The organism is Phytopseudomonas straminea, from assembly GCF_900112645.1.
GTDB lineage: Bacteria > Pseudomonadota > Gammaproteobacteria > Pseudomonadales > Pseudomonadaceae > Aquipseudomonas > Aquipseudomonas straminea.
The window spans coordinates 256,379-276,698 of record NZ_FOMO01000003.1 but is presented as its reverse complement, the minus strand read 5'-3'; the positions used below and the strand labels follow the sequence as shown (position 1 = coordinate 276,698).

Sequence of the window (20,320 nt, the reverse complement as noted above, 5' to 3'; positions counted from 1 at the left end):
AACCGATGTCCGCCTTATATCCTCATCCATGATTCTCGCGCCCTGGACACTTCACTGTGCTGGGGCACATCGACCTTCACCCCAGCTTGCGCAGCGTTCGACCGCCACGCCAACGAGGCGTTCCGCTTGTGCTTAATGAGGAGGAGATAGCGGCTGATCAGCTCGGGCCAATCAGTTCCTTGACCTTGGCGATGACCAGATTGATATCAAACGGCTTGTCGAACACCGCGGCGAACAATTCAGGGCTGGCGCGCCCGACGCTGCCCTGGGCGCCACTCATGAGGATGATCGGCAGCTCTGCCGATCCAGGCCTGGCACGGATGGCCCGGGCAAATTCGAGACCATCCATCACCGGCATCATGAAGTCGGTGATCACCAGCTCAGGGCGCTCACGATCGAGCACCTCGAGGCCGCGCCGGCCATTGCTGGCCTTCACAACCATGTAGCCTTCGTCTTCCATGGCATAGCCGAGAATATCCGCAATCAGGTATTCGTCGTCGACTATCAGGATGGTTGTCATAGTTTATCGGCTCGGTCAGGCACACATGGCTCAGGCGTCCTGCGCAGGGACGGCATTGCCTGACAGCGCACCAGCCGCATGTCTGAAGGCCTTGCTGAGTTCAATACCATGATCACTGATGACCACTTCCAGGAGCGAGGGATCGTAACGGCTGTCCCTCATCTTAAGTATGGAAAGAAGGCGCTTTAGTTCAGCGTCTTTTTCCACGAAACGCATGAGAATCAGATTGTCGACGATGCTCGACAGCTCCGGCGCCGGGGCGTTGATCTCGGCCGCGAACAGGTCGCGCATTTCCCAGGTGGCGAACACCGTCACACCCATGGCACGCAGCTGGCTCATCAGCGCGCTGAAGAACTCGATCAGCCGAGTGCTGCCAGTGGCGACGCGGGCCATGCCGCCGAGGCTGTCGATATGCAGGCGCTTGATGCCCTTCTCGCGGACCGCCTTGATGACTCGCGCGCCTAGACCGTCGAGCAACCCTTCGGTGGTCGGCTGCCACATGATGTGCAGCGCGCCTTGTGCTTCCAACGCCTCCAGGTCGATACCAAGGGCCTTGGACTTGAGGCGCAGGCGTTGCGGGGTTTCATAGAAACCAAAATGCAGACCTGGCTCCTCGACGGTGGATTGCGCCAGGAAGTTGAGCCCCAGGGTGGTCTTTCCGACGCCCGCAGGCCCCATGATCAGGGTTACCGACGAAGCCGACAGTCCGCCGCCGATCAGCCCGTCCAGGCTCGGGATGCCACTGGATACCAGCCCCAGGGTTTCGCTGTCCGGCTGACTCGGGTGGCTGTACAGACTCTCCAGGCGCGGGTGGATCACCAACCCGTCGTCGGTGATCTCGCACTCGTGCAGGCCGGACAAGGCGCCGCTGCCACGGGTCTTGCGCAGGTGGATGCGCCGCACCGAGCGAGCACCGAACAGCTCCTCCCCCATCTCGATCACGCCATCGACCATGGTGTGTTCAGGGCTGCCATCGTCCAGCCGCGAGCTGGTCAGGAACAGCACCGTGCAGCCGGCGAAGGCCGCATGGCCCTGCAGCTCGGAGATGAATTTCTTGGTGTCGATCTGGTTCTCGGCCTTGGAACGGGCGTTGAGCAGGCCGTCGACGATCAACAAGGTGGCCTTCTGGCGACTGATCTCGCGGCGCAGCAGCTTGACGACTTCATCGAGCCCTTCGTTTTCCAGGGTGTCGAACGCGCTGACAAACTGAATCTCGGCGCCAACCTTGCTGGGGTCGAAAAAGCTCATCGTGGAAAGGAACTGAAAGAGCCTTTCATGGGACTCGGCCAGCAGGGTGGCGACCAGAACCCGGCCCCCGTCGCGTACGTGGTTGAACGCGACCTGGTTGGCGAGAATCGTCTTGCCAGAGCCGGGGCGCCCCTGAACGATATAGGATGCACCGGCCACCAGACCGCCCTTCAATAGAGCGTCAAGACCCTCGATCCCACTTTGCAGGCGTTGTAGCTGTTCCAAGATCTGGCGAGCCTCAGTCGAATGTGCGCCTGTCTGGCCTGGGTACTCAAGTACGTGTCCCAAGCGCCGCAGGGCTAGCTGAAAAAATGATTGGCGATACTAACATGTCATAACGGTTCATCTGCCAGACCGCCGACGATCGCCGGCAGGTAAAGCCTGATCAGAGTTCCCCAGCCAGCGGCGCTGTCGATCTGCACCCCGCCTTTTGCCTGACGGGCAAAACCATAGACCTGACTCAGGCCTAATCCGGTTCCCTTGCCGACATCCTTGGTGGTGAAAAATGGCTCGAACAAACGCGAACGAATCGACGGATCGATCCCGCAGCCTTGATCAGCCACGATGATTTCCACGAATTCACCATGCAGCCCGCCCGCCTCGCCGGCCAACTGCCGGTTGCAAGCCTGAACCTGCACTTCGCCCACTACACCCATGGCATCGCGTGCATTGAGCACCAGATTGAGCAGGGCCATTTCCAGCTCGCTGGGGTCGAGCTGTACGGGATGCAGTCCCTCATCGACCTGCATGCGCAACGTCATGGTTCGGGGCAGTGCCTGGTCGATGAAGGTGGCCGCAGCATCCAGTAACTCGTCGAGATCGACCTGCCGAGTGGCCTTGGGCTCGCAGCGAGCGAAGGTCAGCAGATTGCGGGTCATCTGCGCCCCCCGCTGACCCGCCGTCTGTATGCTGTCCAGCAGACTGGCCAGGCGTTCGGGATCGTCGGTACGGCTGGCCAGCTTGGCGGCGCTGAGGATGATGGTCAGCAGGTTATTGAAGTCGTGGGCCATGCCGCCGCTCAGCTGTCCGAGGGCTTCGAGCTTCTGAGCCTGGAACAGCTGGGCGCGCAGCGCTTCGTAACGGCCTTCGGCTTCGCGGCGGTCGGTGATGTTGCGGGTGATCTTGGCCAGGCCGATGACCTCGCCCAGCTCGTTGCGGATCGCATCGATGACCACCAGCGCCCAGAAACGCGTGCCGTCCTTGCGCACTCGCCAGCCCTCGTCTTGGGCGCGGCCTTCGCAGCGCGCCAGTTCGAGCAAGTAATCGGGCTTGCCTGCCTGGCGGTCTTCATCGGTGTAGAACAATGACAGGTGCTGACCGATGGCCTCGTTGGCGTCATAGCCCTTGATGCGAGCCGCGCCAGCGTTCCATGACACCACGACACCTGCCGGGTCGAGCATGAAGATGGCGTAGTCGACGACCGCCTGCACGAGCATCTCGTAATGGCGCTCGGTCAGGGTACCCGGTGAAAAAGGCGCAAACTGGCTATTCATGGGGCCCGTTCCAGACGGCGATGGAGGTGCAGTGTAGTCCGCGACCGCTACCGAATGACAATGCGTTGTACCACCCGCCCATCCCGTAGCGATTGCCAGATGACGGGCGGCCTGATATCTGTATAAAAAAACAGTACCCCCGCCGCCCCCATGTCTTCAACCCTTGATCCTCGTTTTTATTACCTGCACAACTTTCGCAAGGCCCTGGCCTGGATCGGCGATCGCCATGCCGACCTGCTCGACACCCGCGAACAGGCTTTTCTACAGGTCTTCGATGCCCTCGACTGGTCGGCACAGGCCCTGCTGGTACGCATGATCATGCGCAAGGGTGTGCACTTTCGCGCCAGCAAGCTCAATTACGAGGAGATCGGTTGCTGCCGTCAGGCTGCTGCGGCGCTGATCGCCACTGGCTGGGTAGTCGATGATGCCGCGCTGAGCCTCGATGAACTGCTGGCCCTGCTGCGCAAGGACGAGATCGTCGCCAGCTTCGCCGCCCAGCTCAGCGACCGGCGCGCCCGTAAGGACGATCTGGCTCTGCAGCTCGCCGAGCACTTCGAGACCAGCCAGGCATTCGCCGCCTGGTGCCCGGCACTCGATGACATGCTCTACAGCCTGACCATCGACGATTTGAGCGAGCGCCTGCGGCTGATGTTCTTTGGCAACCTGCGCCAGGAGTGGTCGGAATTCGTGCTCGCCGACCTGGGCATCTTCCGTTACGAGCGGGTCGACTTCCCGGCTGACTCGCGGGCCCTACGCTGCCGCGAGGACGTCGATGACTACCTGCACCTGCAGCGCTGCCGCGAAGTTTTCGAAGCCGGTGAAGTCAGCGATGAACTGCTTGCCTGCATCGATGCGCGTCGCTACGACAACCCCTACATCGCCGAGCGCCGCGCCAAGCTGCTGTTTCGCATCGGCCAGCATCTGGAACGCTGCGCAGAATTCGATCTGGCCCTGCAGGTTTACGCCAGCAGCGGTTATGGCGCGGCGCGGCAAAGGCGTATCCGCGTGCTGGAGCGCACCCTGCAGCACCGCGAGGCCTTCGAGCTGGCCAGCCAGGCGGTGGCCGAGCCGCTCAGCGACGGCGAGCTGCAACTGGCCGAACGGGCACTGGTGCGCCTGAGCCGCCACCTTGGCCTACCGACACAGAAGCGCAGCAAGGCGCAGGCGCCGGCACGCCTGGATCTGCAACTGCCGCGTGCGCCGCTGCTGGCGGTCGAGCAGATGGTGCAGTTGCACCTGCAACGTAACGAGGCGCCGGTGCACTACGTCGAGAACACGCTGATCTGCAGCCTGTTCGGCCTGCTCTGCTGGCCGGCGATCTTCGCTGCGATTCCCGGTGCGTTCTTTCATCCGTTTCAGCACGGCCCGGCGGATCTGCTCACCGCCGAGTTCTATGCGCGGCGCCGCATGCTGTTCGCCGAATGCCTCGCCCAGCTCGAGGACGAGCGCTACCGCGACAGCATTCGCCAAACCTACCGCGACAAGTTCGGCATCCAGTCGCCCTTCGTGCACTGGGGCGTGCTCAACGAAACGTTGCTCGAACAGGCACTGGACTGCCTACCGGCGGCGCATCTGCAGGCGTGGTTTCGCCGCCTGCTCGGCGATATCCAGGCCAACCGCTCGGGCATGCCGGATCTGATCCAGTTCTGGCCCGAAGAGAAGCGCTACCGGATGATCGAGGTGAAAGGCCCGGGTGATCGCCTGCAGGACAATCAGCGTCGCTGGCTGGCGTTCTGTGCCGAGCATGACATGCCGGTGGACGTCTGCTACGTGCAGTGGGCCGACGCGTGAGTTACCGCGTGGCAGTGCGCGCCCTGTGTGAGTTCACCGCCAAATGCGGCGACCTCGACCTGCGCTTCACACCCTCGCCTACTGCACAGGAAGGAATGGCTGGCCACGCCACGGTGGTCGCTCGGCGCAGCGAGCACTACGAGTCCGAAGTGCCATTGGCCGGCGAGTTCGCTTCGCTGCAGGTGCGCGGCCGGGCCGACGGCTTCGATCCGCTGAGCAACCTGCTCGAGGAAATAAAAACCCACCGAGGCGACATCAGCCGCATTCCCGACAACCACCGGCAACTGCACTGGGCCCAGGCACGGGTGTACGGCTGGCTACTCTGCCAGAGCCGCGACCTCGAGCAGATCGACCTCGCCGTGGTGTACTTCAACGTGCTGACCCAGAAGGAGAGCGTGTTCCGCGAAACCCGCACGGCAGCGGAGTTGCAGGCGTTCTTCGAGACGCTGTGCCAGCGCTTCATCACCTGGGCCGAGCAGGAGCAGGCACACCGCCTGAGCCGTGACGCCGCGCTGAGCAAGCTGCGCTTTCCCCACGCCGAATTTCGTCTCGGCCAGCGGCAACTGGCCGAATCTGTTTACCGCGCCGCGCGCGACGGCCACTGCCTGATGGCCCAGGCCACTACCGGTATCGGCAAAACCCTGGGCACGCTGTTCCCCCAGCTCAAGGCGTTCCCGGAAAAGCAGCTCGACCGTTTGTTTTTCCTGACCGCCAAGACGCCGGGCCGGCAACTGGCGCTGCATGCCCTGGATATTCTGCGCGGCGAATCATTGCCGCTATCATTGCCGCTGCGGGTGCTGGAGCACGTGGCGCGGGACAAGGCCTGCGAACACCCGGACAAGGCCTGTCACGGTGAGTCCTGCCCGCTGGCCCGCGGTTTCTACGACCGCTTGCCGGCAGCTCGCCAGATGGCAGTGGAGCGCGTCTGGCTGGACCAGGCCGCGGTGCGCGAGATCGCCCTTCAGCATGACGTCTGCCCCTACTATCTGAGCCAGGAGCTGACACGCTGGGCCGACGTTGTGGTGTGCGACTACAACTACTACTTCGACCTCAGCGCCCTGCTCTACAGCCTCACGCTGATCAACGAATGGCGGGTGACGCTACTGGTCGACGAAGCCCACAACCTGATCGAACGCGCCCGGCGCATGTACAGCGCCGAACTCGACCAAGCACGCTTCGAGGCCATGCGCAGCAACGCACCCAAGGGCCTGAGCGCGGTACTGACGCGCATCAGCCGGCACTGGAAGCAGCTGCACAAGGAGCAGCAAGCTGATTACCAGACCTATCCGCAGCCACCGGACCTGCTGCTCCTATCCCTGCAGAAAGCGGTCAGCGCGCTCACCGACCACCTGACCGACCAGCCCACCGGCAACGACGGCGAGTTGCTGCAGTTCTATCTCGATGCCATGGCCTTCTGCCGGCTGGCCGAAGCCTTCGGCCCCCATTCGCTGTTCGATATCAGCCGCCAGTCGGATCTGCGTGGCCGCAGCCATTCGCTGCTGTGTCTGCGCAACGTGGTGCCGGCGCCCTTCCTGGCGCCGCGCTTCGAGGACAGCCACAGCACTACATTGTTTTCCGCCACCCTGAGCCCGGCCCGCTACTACGCCGACCTGCTCGGCCTGCCCGAGGCGACGCCGTGGGTGAATGTCGAATCACCGTTCCAGGCCGCGCAACTCGAGGTACAGGCGGTGAGCAACCTGTCGACCCGCTACCAGCACCGCGAGCGCTCCCTGGCGCCCATCGTGGCGCTGATGGCGCGGCAGTTCGCCGAGCGCCCGGGTAACTACCTGGCGTTCTTCAGCAGCTACGCCTATTTACAGCAGGTACTGGAGCTGTTCGACCGTGAGCATCCGCAGCTCACCCGCTGGGTGCAGGCGCGGCAGATGGATGAAGGCGAACGCCAGCAGTTTCTCCAGCGCTTCGAGCCCGGCGGCCAGGGGATCGGCTTCGCGGTGCTTGGCGGCGTATTCGGTGAAGGCATCGACCTGCCGGGAGACCGGCTGATCGGCGCCTTCATCGCCACCCTGGGGCTGCCGCAGATCAACCCGATCAACGAGCAGATCAAGGCGCGTATGGCCGAGATGTTCGGCAGCGGCTATGACTACACCTACCTGTATCCCGGCCTGCAAAAGGTCGTGCAGGCCGCTGGGCGGGTAATCCGCACGCCCCAGGACAGCGGCGTGGTGCACCTGATGGACGACCGCTTCACCCAGCCTGAGGTGCGTGCCCTGCTGCCGGGCTGGTGGCAGGTGCAACGCAGCCGGGTGCCGCAGACGCCAATGCCGGTGCCGCCTCTGGCTCGTCAATCATCTCGACCGCAACCGACGCCAGCGCCGCGCGTGCCGGCCCTCACCCAGCGCGGACTGTTCGATCCGCCCACCTGAAAGAAGCCGGCAGCTCCTTGCCAACAGTGGCAAAAACCTGCCGACCGGTCAGCCACTTCACAAAAAATACGCAGGAATATCAGTCCGTTATCGCTATAAAACGGCCTGGCACAGGCCTTGCTAAGTTAGACGCTCAGATCAGGGAGGCCTTGTCATGAGCATCATTGGTTCGCTCAACCACTACGGCATGAGCACAGCGCTGCAGCGCACCCGTGCCGACGAACTGGATTTCAAGAAAAGCAGCGATGCGGCACTGCTCGTCGAGCCCGGTAAACCGCGGGAAAACGAACGAGTCGCGCCAGCATTCAAGAGCGATGAGTCAAACGCCCACCAGCAGGCGTACGACGAAGCATTCGCGCGGATGCTCGTGACCCTCAACAGCTCAGCGCATAACGCGAGCGACGACCTGCAGGAAACCGGTGCCCTGGCGGCCAGCGATGAGCAAAAGGCCCCGCCCAAACCGAGCGCCCGGGATGAGTTCATGGCCTATATGGCCATGACCCCGGCGGAGAAGATGCGCGACAAAATCCTCAAGGAAGTCGGCATCACCGAGGAAGACCTGGAGAACATGCAGCCTGAGCAGCGTGCCGCCGCAGAGCGCGAAATTGCCGAGAAGATGAAGATGCTTCAGGAGTTGCAGGCCACGCGGGATGAACCCGGCAGCCTGCACGAGCATGCCTGATCAGCGCAGGCGGTCGACCATCTGGCCGATCACGCCGAACATGTCGGCCGCCAGCTTCATCGAGCGTTCGCCGTTCCAACCGGTCGCTGGGTTCGGCGTATCGTCATGGTCCTTGAAGGGCATCTCCAGGGTGAACGACAGGCAATCGAATTCCTGTCCGACTGCATTGCAGGCCAGGTTCAGATTGGCCTGGCCCGGTGCGCTGCGCGGGTAGCCGAAGCGGGTCTGGAACTCGGCGCCACTATCCACCAGGCGCTGGCGAAACTCGTTTTCCAGCGCTTCCAGTCGCGGCGTGAAGCCCGGGTTGCCTTCGCAACCGGCGGTGAACACGTGGGGAATTTCCTCGTCGCCGTGGATATCCAGAAACAGGTCCACGCCGATCTCACGCATCGCCTGCTGGACGAAAAACACTTCCGGGCTGCGCTCCACATTTGCCGACTGCCACGCGCGGTTCAGGTCCTGCCCCGCCGCATTGGTGCGCAGATGGCCGCGGAAGGCGCCGTCCGGATTCATGTTCGGCACCAAGTACAGATCGGCCTGCTGCAGCAAGGCGTCCAGCTCACCATCGCCGGAATCGCTAAGGCGCCTGACGACGCCCTCCATGAACCATTCCGACATGTGCTCGCCCGGATGCTGTTGGGCGATGATCCATACCTTGCGAGTCGCGCTCGCGTGGCGGTGCACGCGCAGCAATTCGATATCGCGGCCCTCGATGCTGCGCCCGCTGGATTGAAGTTCGACACCTGGCAGGGCCAGCGCCTGCTCGATCAGCGCGGCATGTCGTGTGCGGCTGTAGGGCTCGAAATAGGCGAACCAGATCTGCGCCTGCTCGGGCTCCAGACCGAAGCTCAGCGCGCCCTTCTCGAAGCGGCTCGGTACACGGAACCAGGTCTGCTGATCGTAGGAGGCAGCGGCGTTGTAGCCCGCCCAGGCATGACTGTAGGCCGACTGCCCGGCATTGGTGATGCTGAAGTCGTGACGCGCGCCGGGAGTCAGGCCCTCGACGTGGAAATGAAACCACTGGAAATGGTCGCTGTTGAGGTCCTTGCGCATGGCCAGCAGCACCTTGTGCGGGTCGCTGGCGTCCTGCACGAGGATATTGCCGCTGTCGAAATCCGAACTGATCTTCATCGCTTTGCTCGTTGCTGTGTTCACGGTGGCGGCAGCATCGCAGGTTCGCGGCGCCGAGGAAATGCACAGACGACGATTGCAGCAGGCGGCGCTGCGTCGCACACTGGCGCCTCTCTTTATTGACCGCCGGAGCTACCGTGTCCCTAGCCGATGACCAAACCCGCCAGCACGTGCTGGACGCCGCCGACGCCCTGGATTGCACGGTCTATCGCCCGGACGAGGACGACCTGGACGCCGAGGAAGAGGATCTGGGCGATGCCAAGGTGCTGTTCACCGGCCCCTTCGAGCCGCCCCAGGAATGGGACGCCGCCGAGCGCGAGGATTACTTCGACGGCACCGATCCGGCACTGTTCGTCACCGCGCTGATCGCCTGCGAAGCCAAGCCGGGCTCCAAGGCCTTTTTCACGCCCCAGGCCGGTGACCTGCTGGCCGCCATGAACGCGGGAAAGGTCGAGATGTACTTCGTTTGCGAGCGCCTCGACGATGAGAACGGCAGCAGTTACGTGCTGATCCGTGACGATGAGACCGATTAAGCTGCGTTTGCTACAGGTATAAAAAACGGGCCCACTGGGCCCGTTTTTCATACACAGCAGTTGATCAGCTACGAATCAGATGATCGAACGCACTGAGCGAAGCCTTGGCGCCCTCGCCCACCGCGATGACGATCTGCTTATACGGCACGGTGGTCACGTCGCCAGCAGCGAAGATGCCGGGCAGCGAGGTTTCGCCACGGGCGTCGACGATGATCTCGCCACGGTCCGACAGCTCGACCGAGCCCTTGAGCCACTCGGAGTTGGGCAGCAGGCCGATCTGCACGAAGATGCCTTCCAGCTCTACCGGGATGAACGCATCGGAGTTGCGATCCTTGTAGACCAGGCCGGTGACCTTCTGGCCGTCGCCTTTCACTTCACTGGTCAGGGCGCTGGTGATCACCTTGACGTTGGGCAGGCTGTAGAGCTTCTTCTGCAGCACGGCATCGGCGCGCAGCTTGCTGTCGTACTCGAGCAGGGTTACCTCGGCGACGATACCGGCCAGGTCGATGGCCGCTTCCACGCCGGAGTTGCCACCGCCGACCACCGCCACGCGCTTGCCTTTGAACAGCGGGCCGTCGCAGTGCGGGCAGTAGGCCACACCCTTGTTGCGGTACTCCTTCTCGCCCGGCACGTTCATCTCTCTCCAGCGAGCGCCGGTGGAGAGAATCACGGTCTTGGCTTTCAGGCTCGCACCGCTCTCGAACTTCACTTCATGCAGGCCACCTTCGCTGGAAGCCGGGATCAGCGCGCTGGCACGCTGCAGGTTCATGATGTCCACTTCGTACTGCTTGACGTGCTCTTCCAGGGCGCGGGCCAGTTTCGGGCCTTCGGTTTCCTGGACCGAGATGAAGTTCTCGATGGCCATGGTGTCGAGCACCTGGCCGCCGAAACGCTCGGCGGCGACGCCGGTACGGATGCCCTTACGGGCGGCGTAAATGGCAGCTGCAGCGCCAGCCGGGCCGCCGCCAATGACCAGCACGTCGAAGGCTTCCTTGGCGTTCAGCTTCTCGGCATCACGGGCCGAGGCGCCGGTGTCGATCTTGGCGAGAATCTGCTCGGCGTCCATACGGCCCTGGCCGAACAGTTCGCCGTTGAGGTAGATGCTCGGCACCGACATGATCTGCCGGGACTCGACTTCATCCTGGAACAGCGCGCCGTCGATGGCGACGTGGCGGATGTTCGGGTTGAGCACGGCCATCAGGTTCAGCGCCTGGACCACATCCGGGCAGTTCTGGCAGGACAGCGAGAAGTAGGTCTCGAAGTTGAATTCGCCTTCCAGATTCTGGATCTGCTCGATCACCTCGGCCGCCAGCTTCGACGGGTGGCCACCGACTTGCAGCAGGGCCAGCACCAGCGAGGTGAACTCGTGGCCCATCGGCAAACCGGCGAAACGCAGGCTAATGTTGCCATTCGGGCGATTCAGCGCGAACGATGGCTTGCGGGCATCGTTGCCATCGGTTTTCAGGGTGATCTTGTCGGTCAGGCTGACGATATCGTCCAAGAGGCCTTTGAGCTCCTGGGACTTGTCGCTGTCATCGAGGGACGCGACGATCTCGAACGGCTGGCTGACCTTTTCCAGGTACGCCTTCAACTGGGTTTTAAGGGTTGCGTCCAACATATACGAGTCCTCAATGACGAAATTCGGGCAATAAAACGCCCGGGCGGGTTACGCCCGGGCGTTCGGGCCACCGGAGATGAGTGCATCCCCGGGGCTGACCATCAGGAAGCGAGGCTTCCGGGTCGTTTTTAGATCTTGCCGACCAGGTCCAGGGAAGGAGCCAGAGTCTGAGCGCCTTCTTTCCACTTGGCTGGGCACACTTCGCCCGGGTGGGCAGCGGTGTACTGAGCGGCTTGCAGTTTGCGCAGGGTCTCGGCCACGTCACGAGCGATCTCGTTGGAGTGGATTTCGACGGTCTTGATCTGGCCTTCCGGATTGATCACGAAGGTGCCGCGCAGTGCCAGGCCTTCTTCAGCGATGTGCACGCCGAAAGCGTTGGTCAGCTGGTGAGTCGGGTCGCCGATCAGCGGGAACTTGGCTTTGCCAACGGCCGGCGAGGTTTCGTGCCATACCTTGTGGGAGAAGTGGGTGTCGGTGGTCACGATGTAGACCTCGGCACCAGCCTTCTGGAAGGCTTCGTAGTTGTTGGCGGCGTCTTCGATCTCGGTCGGGCAGTTGAAGGTGAAGGCGGCCGGCATGAAGATCAGGACGGACCACTTGCCTTTCAGGCTTTCCTCGGTGACTTCGATGAATTTGCCATTGTGAAAGGCATTGACCTTGAACGGCTGGACTTGAGTGTTAATCAAAGACATCTGTGAACTCCTTCGAGGGTTAGAAAATTTACAGGAGGGATAGTAGCCCCATGTGGACCAAAGAGCCCATTGATTGAAAGCATCAAACCAATAAGCTGAGTCAATCGAACCACATAAAAAGCCTGTTAAAACAGTAATCTGAAAATTTCATGCTCTGCAACGGGCGACGCTTGAGCAATGCGCGGGTGACCGATGAACCATTTCCAGACTATCCCTGTTTGCGACACCGTTTGCTCGCTCGCGGTTCGCCCAGCATTGCGCTATCTAGCCGCCCTTGCACTTGGTCTGACGAGCGGCTACTGCCTGGCCACTGATGCGCCGCTGCGCTTCTCGATCATCGAAAGCGGCGTGATGCCCATGGTGATGATCCGCGACGGCAAAGCCGTTGACGGCATCCTGCGTGACCTTGCCGTGCAACTCGCCAGCAAGGTCAATCGCGAGGCCGAGCTGCTGGTGCTGCCACGCTTGCGCGTGCACCGCGCGTTGCAGGATCAGCAGATCGACGTGCGCTGCTACGTCAACCCGAACTGGCTCAACGAGACCTATCCCGGCTATGCCTGGAGCGTGTCTTTCATGACGCAGCGCGATCTGCTGGTCAGCCGCAGCAACCAGGCGGTCGACCCCACGCGTTTACCCGGCCAAACCATCGGCACAGTGCTAGGCTTCAACTACCCGACCCTCAATGCCTTGTTCGAAAGAGGCAGGTTGCATCGCGACGATGCCCGCACCCAGGGCCTGGTTCTGCGCAAGCTGGCAGCCGGACGTTACGATTATGCGATTAGCAACGAACTGGCGCTGCTGTGGTTCAATCGTGGTCGCGACGAAGCCGAGCAGCTTCATGAAGTCCATGAGCTGACCCGAGACGAAGTGGCCTGCCTGGTACGCGATGCGCCCGACGTGCCGACCCAGGCACTGCTCGACGCCATGCGCCAGATGCAGGAAAACGGCGAGTTCACCGCCATCCTGCAGCGCTATCGCTGAAAGCTGCCCAAGTCGCGATGGTTTTCTCGGCCTGCCAATGTGTGAATAATGCCCCGCCTGATTCGTCGCCCCCGAGGTAAACCATGAGTGGCTCTGCCCACGCCGCACCGCGCCTGAGCGCTGGGGCGATCCTGCTGATCGAACTGGCCCTGGCACTTGGCGGCTTCGCCATCGGCACCAGCGAATTCTCCATCATGGGCCTGATGCCCAACGTGGCTCAGGATCTGGGCGTCAGCGAACCCCAGGTCGGCCATGTGATCAGCGCCTATGCCTTGGGCGTGGTGGTGGGCGCGCCGATCCTCGCACTGCTCGGCGCGCGCCTGCTGCGCAAGCACCTGCTGTTGCTGCTGATGAGCGTATTCGCGGTCGGCAACCTGGCCAGTGCCCTGGCGCCCGATTACCTGACGCTGATGGTGTTTCGCTTCTTCGCCGGCCTGCCCCACGGCGCCTACTTCGGCGTGGCCATGCTGGTCGCCGCCTCCATGGCGCCGCCGCACAAGCGCGCCAAGGCCGTCAGCCGCGTGCTGATGGGGCTCAGCGTGGCGATTCTGATCGGCAACCCGCTGGCCACCTGGCTGGGCCAGAGCGCCAGTTGGCGCTTCGCGTTCGCGCTGGTCAGCGTAATCGCCCTGGCCACGGTGGCGATGATCGCCCTCCTGCTACCGCTGGACCGCAGCGAGGTACGCAGCAGCCCGATCAGCGAGCTGCGCGCCTTCAACCGCGCGCCGATCTGGCTGGCCCTGGGTATCGGCTCGATCGGCTTCGCCGGCATGTTCTGCGTGTTCAGCTACATGGCGCCAACATTGCTGGAAGTCACCCGGGTCAGCCCGGGCATGATCCCGGTAGCCATGGCGGTGTTCGGCGTCGGCTGCATTCTCGGCAACATGGCCGGCGGCTGGCTGTTCGACCGCCTGCGCTTCAAGTCGGTGGCCTGGATCCTGCTGTGGAGCGCCCTGGTGCTGCTGCTCCTGCCAGCGGCCACCCAGTCGATCTGGACGGTGCTACCGGCGATCCTGGCTCTGGGCACCATCGCCGCACTGTCGCCGGCCTTGCAGACCCACCTGATGGACGTGGCCACCGGCGCCCAGACCCTGGCGGCAGCCTCCAACCACGCCGCCTTCAATATCGCCAACGCCCTGGGCCCATGGCTCGGTGGTCTGGCGATCAGCGCCGGTTTCGGCTGGACCTCGACGGGTTATATCGGCGCGGCGACCGCGGTCGCCGGCCTCTTGGTGTTCCTCTGGGCCTGGCAGGTTCAAAAGGCCCGCGCCAGAGCCTAGGCCGAAGTTGCCTCCAGCACCGGTTCGGGCGGAGAAGGTTTGCGCCAGGCATGCAGCGGCGCGGCACCCCTGCCTGATAACAGCCAGCCGGTGCGCGCCCCCACCAGCGTGGTTACCGCATGCTGGCGGCCCATGGGCAGATGCCGCGCCACGAATAGCGCGCTGTCACGCAGCACTGCCAGTACGGCACTGTGTGACTGGAACAGCGGCGTCAGCAGACGGCTGGCTTGGCGGTAGTAGCGCAGATGGGCACGACGCGCCGCGCCATAGGCAACAAAGCAAGCTGCCGGGTCGACAGCCCGGCCAATAGCGCAAGCGCCCAGAGCATCAGCCAACGCCACGGCATCGACCAGCGCCATGTTGGCGCCTTGCCCCAGCTGCGGGCTCATGGCATGAGCGCAGTCGCCGATGGCCAGCACGCGGCCGTCATGCCACTGGTGCATGCGCACGTCGGCGTAGCTGGCCAGCATCAGTCGCTCGGGCGAGTCGATGGCACTTAAAAATGCGTCGGCCGGCTCACCCGCCAGCTTGCGCACCGAGTCCTTCCAGGCGTCCAGCCCGGCCAGCTGCCAAGCGCCGTGACTGGCCACCGGCAGGCTCCAGAACAGGCTGCTAAGGCGCGTGTTGCGGTCAGTGTGAGTACAGCCGGTCGGCATGATGCCGAACATCTGCGAACAGCCACGGTACCACTGACGCAGATCGGTTGAGTCGGCGCCTTCGGGGGTCGGCACGATGCTCCACAATGCGCCCCAGGGATAGGCCTTGACCGACTGGCGAACCTGCATCTGCGCGCGCAGTTGCGAGCGGGTGCCGTCGGCCAGGATCAGCGCCGCGTGTTCGCCCAATACAGCTTCGTTACCCTGGCCATCATCGGTGAGCAGGCGCACGTGGGTGGGCGACTGCACGAAGCGAGAGATGGAGACGCCAGTGCGGATTGTTATCCCGGCTGCGCGGGCGGCAGCGAGCAAGGCGGTCATCAGCACGCCACGGTGGATGCCGAGGCCAAAGGAGTCGTCCTGCCAGTGGGCATAGCGGGTGTCGAGAATCACCCGCTGGGCGCAGGCCGAGGTGCCGAACAGACGGCTGACCGGAGCGCCGAGGGCGGTGCATTCGTCGAGCAAACCGATATGGCGCAGCGCAGCCAAGCCCGAGGGCTGCAGCAGAATGCCGGCACCTACTGGCTGCAGGTCGGCGACTCGCTCATAGAGGGTGACTGGCCAGCCCTGGCGGGCCAACAGAATGGCGCTGGCCAACCCTGCAGTACCAGCGCCGACGATTGCGATGGGTAGATCTTTCACGGGCACATCCTGTGCGGTATCGAGTGAAGGACGATTCTACCTCGCCTGCTCGGGAAGAATATCGAAACCGCCACGGTTCTGGCTGACGATGCGCAGATTGGCCACGCCGCCGGCCTCGACCTTCACCAGCACCTCACGGTTGAGGCGCCCCTTGCCGCAAAGGGTTTCGTCCTCACTGTCGGCAGCGATACCGACGATGCGATTGCCCGCCGGCACCTGGAAGCGGCCCCGCTCGCCGACGCCGATACGCGCCGCCACCTTGCGGTCGACCAGCACGGCCACGTAGCAGCCGCCGCCCATCAGTCCCAGGTCACGGGTGACCACCACCTCGCCACCGCCCTGCACCGGCTCCTGCCAGGCGCGCAGGCGTTCGGTCGGGATGTCGGTAACCTTATCGGGATCGGCCTGGTAAGACGAGCAACCGGCCAGGACGAGCAGAGGCAGTACGGCGTAGATCAGACGCATGGGTTCTCTCCGGAGAATCTGGTTGGCGAGCGACAGGCTCTGCTCACAGACAAGCACATTGCCATAAGCGTGCAATAAATCCATTGCGCTAGCCTGCCCCCGTTCACACCACCATAATGGCGCCCCATTCTTTTCACGAGCGACCGGCATGGACACGCGCAAGAACATCGACGGGCTGGCCGGTGGCATGATGGTTGGCCTGTGCATGATCTGGGGCATGCAGCAGGTAGTGCTCAAGGGCGCAGCCGAAGACGTGGCGCCAATGCTCATGCTGGCCCTGCGCTCGGGCATCGCCGCTCTTCTGGTGGCGCTGCTGATGCTGTGGCGACGCGATGGCCTGGGCGTGCGCGCCGGCAACTGGCGGCCAGGGCTGGTGGTCGGCTCGCTGTTCGCCCTGGAGTTCATGCTGGTCGGCGAAGGGCTTCGCCACACCAGCGCTTCGCACATGGTGATATTTCTTTATACGGCGCCGATCTTCGCCGCCCTGGGCCTGCATTGGCGGTTGCCGGCCGAACGCCTGCGGCCCTTGCAGTGGCTGGGTATTAGCATCGCCTTCATGGGCATCGTGGTGTCGTTCGCCGGGCGCTCCGGCGGCGCGGAAACAGCGGATGCCGGCCGCCAGTTGTATGGCGACATCCTCGGCATTCTCGGCGCCATGGCCTGGGGCGCGACCACCGTGGTAGTACGCAGCTCGCGGCTGTCCAACGCGCCGGTCACCCAGACGTTGTTCTATCAGCTGCTGGGCGGTTTCGTACTGCTGATTCTGGCCTGCACGGTAAGCGGCCAGCTGGGCTTCAACCCGACGCCAATCGCCGTCGGCGGGCTGATCTTCCAGGCACTGCTGGTGTCGTTCGCCAGCTTTCTGGCCTGGTTCTGGCTGCTACGCAACTATCTGGCGTCACGCCTGGGCGTGCTGTCGTTCATGACGCCGATGTTCGGCATCCTGTTCGGCGTGGTGCTACTGGGCGAGCCGCTGGAAGCCAATTTCGTCCTGGGCTCTCTGCTGGTGCTGTGCGGCATCGTGCTGGTCAGCGGTTATGAATGGGTGAGTCAGTGGCTCAAGCGGCGGGTGCGATAGCGAGGAGCAGGCGGGAACGCCTCAGTAATGCGGAGATTTTTCGCGCGAATAGCGCCCTCCCACACAACCTGCAGCGAATAGGCATCTTGTGTCAGCAGGGCTCAGCGTAGCGATGATGGGTATAGTCGCTGCGCTCCTCGACCTATGTGGCCCGCTTCATGAAAAGCGAGCAGTCCGGCCCATAGGCGAGTGTGGCGTGTGGGCGGGCACGCCCAATCCATGCCCGAGTTAGTGCGCCGCTGGCGCGCTACCCGCTCACTCGGGCAAGTCTGCAGCCCTTCGCTCAGGCACTCTGAAAACGCTTCACCAGCCGGGCCTGCAGCTTCTCCAGCTCGGCTGGGTCGGCCTTGCCGCTGGCATGGTTCTGCAGCCCCTGCTCGGTGAAGCGCGGAATCACGTGCATATGGATATGAAACACCGTCTGGCCAGCGGGCGCGCCATTGAACTGGGCGATCTGCACGCCATCGGGCTGCAGCTCGTCAGCCAATACGCGAGCGACCTTCTGCACGGCCAGGGTCAACTTGGTCAGATTGTCGGCGTCGATTTCCAGCAAATTGCGGGCTTCGGCGCGCTTGGGGATCACCAGGGTATGGCCGAACGACTGCGGAAACAGGTCGAGAAACACCAGCACGTCGTCGTCTTCATACAGCTTGTAGCAAGGCATCTCGCCGCGAATGATCTTGGCGAAGATGTTCTGCGAATCGTAATCGCCGTAAAGGCTCATGGGCTTCTCCATCGCGTTATGAACGTGCTCGCACCATACCGCCTCGGCCGGCAGGTGCGAAGCAGTCAGCTATTCAACGACCTTTGCGCAGTAGCGTCAGGCCGATGATCACGCCCACGCCGCACAGGGAAATCAGGTAGTACGCCGGGCCCAGCGGGCTCCATTTGACCAGCAGCGATACTGCCACCGGCGTCAGGCCGCCGAATACCGCGTAGGACATGTTGTAGGAGAACGACAGGCCGCTGAAACGCACCGGAGCCGGGAAGGCGTGGACCATCACGAAGGGCACTGCGCCGATGGTGCCGACGAACAGGCCGACCAGTGCGTACAGCGGGAACAGCCACTGCGGATTGGTGTACAGGCCGCTGTAGAAGAACCAGGCGCAGATCGCCAGCGCGCTGCAGCCAACCACCAGTACGCGGCCAGCGCCGATGCGGTCGCACAGGGCGCCGCTGATGATGCAGCCGATGCTGAGCATGACGATGGCCAGGCTGTTGGCCTTCAGCGAAGTGACCGCGTTGAAGCCGTAGAAGGTCTGCAGGAAGGTCGGCGTCATCAGGATCGCCACCACGATGCCGGCCGACAGCAGCCAGGTCAGCAGTGCGGAAATCGCCACGCTGCCGCGGTGGTCGCGCACCACGGTTTTCAACGGCAATTCCGCGGCCAGCGCCTTGCGCTGCTGCATTTCGGTGAACACGGGGGTTTCGTGCAGCCACTGGCGCAGGTACATGGCGAACAGGCCGAACACGCCGCCGATCAGGAACGGCACACGCCAGGCCCAGTCGAGCACTTGCTCGGCGGTGAATACGCTGTTGATCAGCGTGGCCATCAGCGAGCCGAGCAGGATGCCGGTGGTCAGGCCGCAAGTCAGGGTGCCGCAGGCGTAGCCGATATGGCGCGCCGGCACGTGCTCGGAAACGAATACCCAGGCGCCGGGCACTTCACCGCCAATCGCCGCACCCTGGATGATGCGCATCAGCAGCAGCATCAGCGGCGCGAGGATGCCGATCTGCGCGTAGGTCGGCAGCAGGCCCATGATAAGGGTGGGCACCGCCATCATCAGGATGCTCAGGGTGAACATGCGCTTGCGGCCGATCAAGTCGCCGAAGTGGGCCATGATGATGCCGCCCAGCGGGCGTGCCAGGTAGCCGGCGGCGAAGATGCCGAAGGTCTGCAGCATGCGCAGCCAATCGGGCATGTCTGGCGGGAAGAACAGCTTGCCGACGATGGTGGCAAAGAACACGTAAATAATGAAATCGTAGAATTCCAGCGCGCCGCCGAGTGCGGACAGGGACAAGGTCTTGTAATCGCTACGGGTCAGGGGGCGGCCGGGTGCCGACGATGCTGCAGATTGCATGAAGGGAATTCTCGGGAGGTCTACGGAGCCCCGCGTACTTGGCCCGCGGGGCGCTCACGATAGCAAATTCGTAGCGCGTGAGCAGCGCCGTAGCGCGGCAGAATTCGGGCCGCCTGCGAAATTGTGTGCACACATTTCAGGTTACAGACAGGTTCGGAGGGAGAAAAACGGACACACACCGGGTCATACCCCGCAGTTCACATTCGTTAGCTCCCTCATTAAGGACCCTCATGGACTGGCTACACCTGCTCGTTCTGTCGCTGATTCAAGGCGTCACCGAATTCATCCCCGTTTCCTCTTCTGCCCACCTGATCCTGCCCTCGCAACTGCTGGGCTGGCCGGATCAGGGTCAAGCCTTCGACGTCGCCGTACACGTCGGCACCCTGATGGCCGTGGTGCTCGCCTTTCGTCAGCAGATTGCCGCCATCGTGAGCGGCTGGCTGGGGCATGTGGTGCACCGCCGCGCCACACCGGAAAGCCGCATGGGCTGGATGATCCTCCTGGCGACCATCCCGGCAGCAGTGGCCGGATTGCTGTTCGAATCGCTGATCGAGCAGTACACCCGCTCCATGCTGGTGATCGGCACCACTACCATCGTGTTCGGCCTGGTGCTCTGGTGGGCCGACGCCAAAGGCAGCCGCGACGCCGACATGAGCCGCATGAACTGGCGCCATGCGCTGCTGATCGGCCTGGCGCAGATGCTCGCGCTGATTCCCGGCACCTCGCGCTCGGGCATCACCATGACCGCCGCGCTGATGCTTGGCTTCGACCGCAAGAGCGCGGCGAGCTTTTCCTTCCTGCTATCGATTCCGCTGATTCTCGCCGCCGGCAGCCTCAAGGCGGTGCATCTGATCGAGCAAGGCGATGGCGCGCACTGGGGCGACATGGCCTGGGGCATCGGCCTGTCTTTTGCTTCGGCGTTCCTGTGCATCAAGCTGTTTTTGGCCGCGCTGGATCGCGTGGGCATGCTGCCCTACGTGATCTACCGTCTGATCCTCGGCACCGTCCTGCTGTTCGTGGCGCTCTAAGCACGGGTCGAGCGCAG

Annotated in this window: 18 protein-coding genes; 8 read left to right on the top strand and 10 right to left on the bottom strand. The window is 63.2% G+C overall.

Features of this window, described 5'->3' with window-relative positions:
• Positions 1-157: 157 nt before the first annotated feature.
• The 3 genes from BM279_RS09015 to BM279_RS09005 form a co-directional block, all read right to left on the bottom strand.
• Complete coding sequence (locus BM279_RS09015) at positions 158-520, bottom strand: response regulator (RefSeq protein WP_093502974.1); 363 nt, start codon at positions 518-520, stop codon at positions 158-160.
• A 30-nt stretch (positions 521-550) separates the two neighbouring features.
• Positions 551-1,993: an ATPase domain-containing protein gene (locus tag BM279_RS09010; protein WP_093502972.1), complete on the bottom strand. Its 1,443-nt coding sequence runs from the start codon at positions 1,991-1,993 to the stop codon at positions 551-553.
• A 107-nt stretch (positions 1,994-2,100) separates the two neighbouring features.
• Positions 2,101-3,261 carry a two-component system sensor histidine kinase NtrB gene (locus tag BM279_RS09005; protein ID WP_093502970.1) on the bottom strand — a complete coding sequence of 387 codons (1,161 nt, stop codon included), beginning with the start codon at positions 3,259-3,261 and terminating at the stop codon, positions 2,101-2,103.
• A gap of 150 nt (positions 3,262-3,411) precedes the next feature.
• Between BM279_RS09005 and BM279_RS09000 the strand changes: the two genes are divergently transcribed.
• The 3 genes from BM279_RS09000 (at position 3,412) to BM279_RS08990 (ending at position 8,118) form a co-directional block, all read left to right on the top strand.
• Positions 3,412-5,052: a VRR-NUC domain-containing protein gene (locus BM279_RS09000; RefSeq protein ID WP_093502968.1), complete on the top strand. Its 1,641-nt coding sequence runs from the start codon at positions 3,412-3,414 to the stop codon at positions 5,050-5,052.
• Positions 5,049-7,436 carry an ATP-dependent DNA helicase gene (locus BM279_RS08995; RefSeq protein WP_093503523.1) on the top strand — a complete coding sequence of 796 codons (2,388 nt, stop codon included), beginning with the start codon at positions 5,049-5,051 and terminating at the stop codon, positions 7,434-7,436. Before BM279_RS09000 ends, BM279_RS08995 begins: the two co-directional genes overlap by 4 nt.
• Positions 7,437-7,590: 154 nt before the next feature.
• A complete protein-coding gene (locus BM279_RS08990) occupies positions 7,591-8,118 on the top strand; it encodes a hypothetical protein (protein WP_093502966.1) in 528 nt (175 codons plus the stop codon).
• Here BM279_RS08990 and BM279_RS08985 read toward each other — a convergent pair whose 3' ends face one another.
• Positions 8,119-9,249: a M14 family metallopeptidase gene (locus BM279_RS08985; RefSeq protein WP_093502964.1), complete on the bottom strand. Its 1,131-nt coding sequence runs from the start codon at positions 9,247-9,249 to the stop codon at positions 8,119-8,121.
• 137 nt (positions 9,250-9,386) lie between these two features.
• Here BM279_RS08985 and BM279_RS08980 point away from each other — a divergent pair, with 137 nt between their 5' ends.
• Positions 9,387-9,782 carry a hypothetical protein gene (locus BM279_RS08980; RefSeq protein ID WP_093502962.1) on the top strand — a complete coding sequence of 132 codons (396 nt, stop codon included), beginning with the start codon at positions 9,387-9,389 and terminating at the stop codon, positions 9,780-9,782.
• 64 nt (positions 9,783-9,846) lie between these two features.
• Here BM279_RS08980 and ahpF read toward each other — a convergent pair whose 3' ends face one another.
• Complete coding sequence (gene ahpF / locus BM279_RS08975) at positions 9,847-11,400, bottom strand: alkyl hydroperoxide reductase subunit F (RefSeq protein WP_075935034.1); 1,554 nt, start codon at positions 11,398-11,400, stop codon at positions 9,847-9,849.
• 128 nt (positions 11,401-11,528) lie between these two features.
• Positions 11,529-12,092: an alkyl hydroperoxide reductase subunit C gene (gene ahpC / locus BM279_RS08970; RefSeq protein ID WP_013790773.1), complete on the bottom strand. Its 564-nt coding sequence runs from the start codon at positions 12,090-12,092 to the stop codon at positions 11,529-11,531.
• A gap of 255 nt (positions 12,093-12,347) precedes the next feature.
• Between ahpC and BM279_RS08965 the strand changes: the two genes are divergently transcribed.
• Entirely contained in the window at positions 12,348-13,073 is a 726-nt protein-coding gene (locus BM279_RS08965; protein ID WP_244154144.1) for a substrate-binding periplasmic protein, read from the top strand.
• Between the two features lie 83 nt (positions 13,074-13,156).
• The gene (locus BM279_RS08960; RefSeq protein ID WP_093502958.1) at positions 13,157-14,353 is read left to right on the top strand and encodes an MFS transporter; all 1,197 of its coding nucleotides are present in this window, start codon (positions 13,157-13,159) and stop codon (positions 14,351-14,353) included.
• On the opposite strand, the gene BM279_RS08955 is transcribed toward BM279_RS08960, so the two are convergent.
• Together BM279_RS08955 and BM279_RS08950 are read right to left on the bottom strand one after the other, a co-directional pair.
• Entirely contained in the window at positions 14,350-15,651 is a 1,302-nt protein-coding gene (locus BM279_RS08955) for an FAD-dependent oxidoreductase (protein ID WP_093502956.1), read from the bottom strand. The genes BM279_RS08960 and BM279_RS08955 overlap by 4 nt on opposite strands.
• A 36-nt stretch (positions 15,652-15,687) precedes the next feature.
• A complete protein-coding gene (locus BM279_RS08950; protein WP_093502954.1) occupies positions 15,688-16,116 on the bottom strand; it encodes a 3-isopropylmalate dehydratase in 429 nt (142 codons plus the stop codon).
• Between the two features lie 148 nt (positions 16,117-16,264).
• On the opposite strand from BM279_RS08950, the gene BM279_RS08945 reads away from it, so the two are divergent.
• The gene (locus tag BM279_RS08945; RefSeq protein ID WP_093502951.1) at positions 16,265-17,194 is read left to right on the top strand and encodes a DMT family transporter; all 930 of its coding nucleotides are present in this window, start codon (positions 16,265-16,267) and stop codon (positions 17,192-17,194) included.
• A gap of 283 nt (positions 17,195-17,477) precedes the next feature.
• Here BM279_RS08945 and BM279_RS08940 read toward each other — a convergent pair whose 3' ends face one another.
• Entirely contained in the window at positions 17,478-17,918 is a 441-nt protein-coding gene (locus tag BM279_RS08940; protein ID WP_093502949.1) for an HIT family protein, read from the bottom strand.
• Between the two features lie 73 nt (positions 17,919-17,991).
• On the bottom strand, positions 17,992-19,275 hold the full coding sequence (locus BM279_RS08935) for an MFS transporter (RefSeq protein WP_093502947.1): 1,284 nt from the start codon (positions 19,273-19,275) through the stop codon (positions 17,992-17,994).
• 230 nt (positions 19,276-19,505) lie between these two features.
• Between BM279_RS08935 and BM279_RS08930 the strand changes: the two genes are divergently transcribed.
• On the top strand, positions 19,506-20,303 hold the full coding sequence (locus BM279_RS08930; RefSeq protein ID WP_093502945.1) for an undecaprenyl-diphosphate phosphatase: 798 nt from the start codon (positions 19,506-19,508) through the stop codon (positions 20,301-20,303).
• Positions 20,304-20,320: the final 17 nt, after the last annotated feature.

Bases quoted from the DNA above. Each gene is read 5' to 3' on its own strand.
- BM279_RS08945 (WP_093502951.1), top strand. From the start codon at position 16,265: ATGGACACGCGCAAGAACATCGACGGGCTGGCCGGTGGCATGATGGTT.
- BM279_RS08985 (WP_093502964.1), bottom strand. From the start codon at position 9,249: ATGAAGATCAGTTCGGATTTCGACAGCGGCAATATCCTCGTGCAGGAC.
- BM279_RS09005 (WP_093502970.1), bottom strand. From the start codon at position 3,261: ATGAATAGCCAGTTTGCGCCTTTTTCACCGGGTACCCTGACCGAGCGC.
- BM279_RS08990 (WP_093502966.1), top strand. From the start codon at position 7,591: ATGAGCATCATTGGTTCGCTCAACCACTACGGCATGAGCACAGCGCTG.
- BM279_RS08930 (WP_093502945.1), top strand. From the start codon at position 19,506: ATGGACTGGCTACACCTGCTCGTTCTGTCGCTGATTCAAGGCGTCACC.
- ahpF (WP_075935034.1), bottom strand. From the start codon at position 11,400: ATGTTGGACGCAACCCTTAAAACCCAGTTGAAGGCGTACCTGGAAAAG.
- BM279_RS08950 (WP_093502954.1), bottom strand. From the start codon at position 16,116: ATGCGTCTGATCTACGCCGTACTGCCTCTGCTCGTCCTGGCCGGTTGC.
- ahpC (WP_013790773.1), bottom strand. From the start codon at position 12,092: ATGTCTTTGATTAACACTCAAGTCCAGCCGTTCAAGGTCAATGCCTTT.
- BM279_RS08960 (WP_093502958.1), top strand. From the start codon at position 13,157: ATGAGTGGCTCTGCCCACGCCGCACCGCGCCTGAGCGCTGGGGCGATC.
- BM279_RS09000 (WP_093502968.1), top strand. From the start codon at position 3,412: ATGTCTTCAACCCTTGATCCTCGTTTTTATTACCTGCACAACTTTCGC.
- BM279_RS08940 (WP_093502949.1), bottom strand. From the start codon at position 17,918: ATGAGCCTTTACGGCGATTACGATTCGCAGAACATCTTCGCCAAGATC.
- BM279_RS08935 (WP_093502947.1), bottom strand. From the start codon at position 19,275: ATGCAATCTGCAGCATCGTCGGCACCCGGCCGCCCCCTGACCCGTAGC.
- BM279_RS09015 (WP_093502974.1), bottom strand. From the start codon at position 520: ATGACAACCATCCTGATAGTCGACGACGAATACCTGATTGCGGATATT.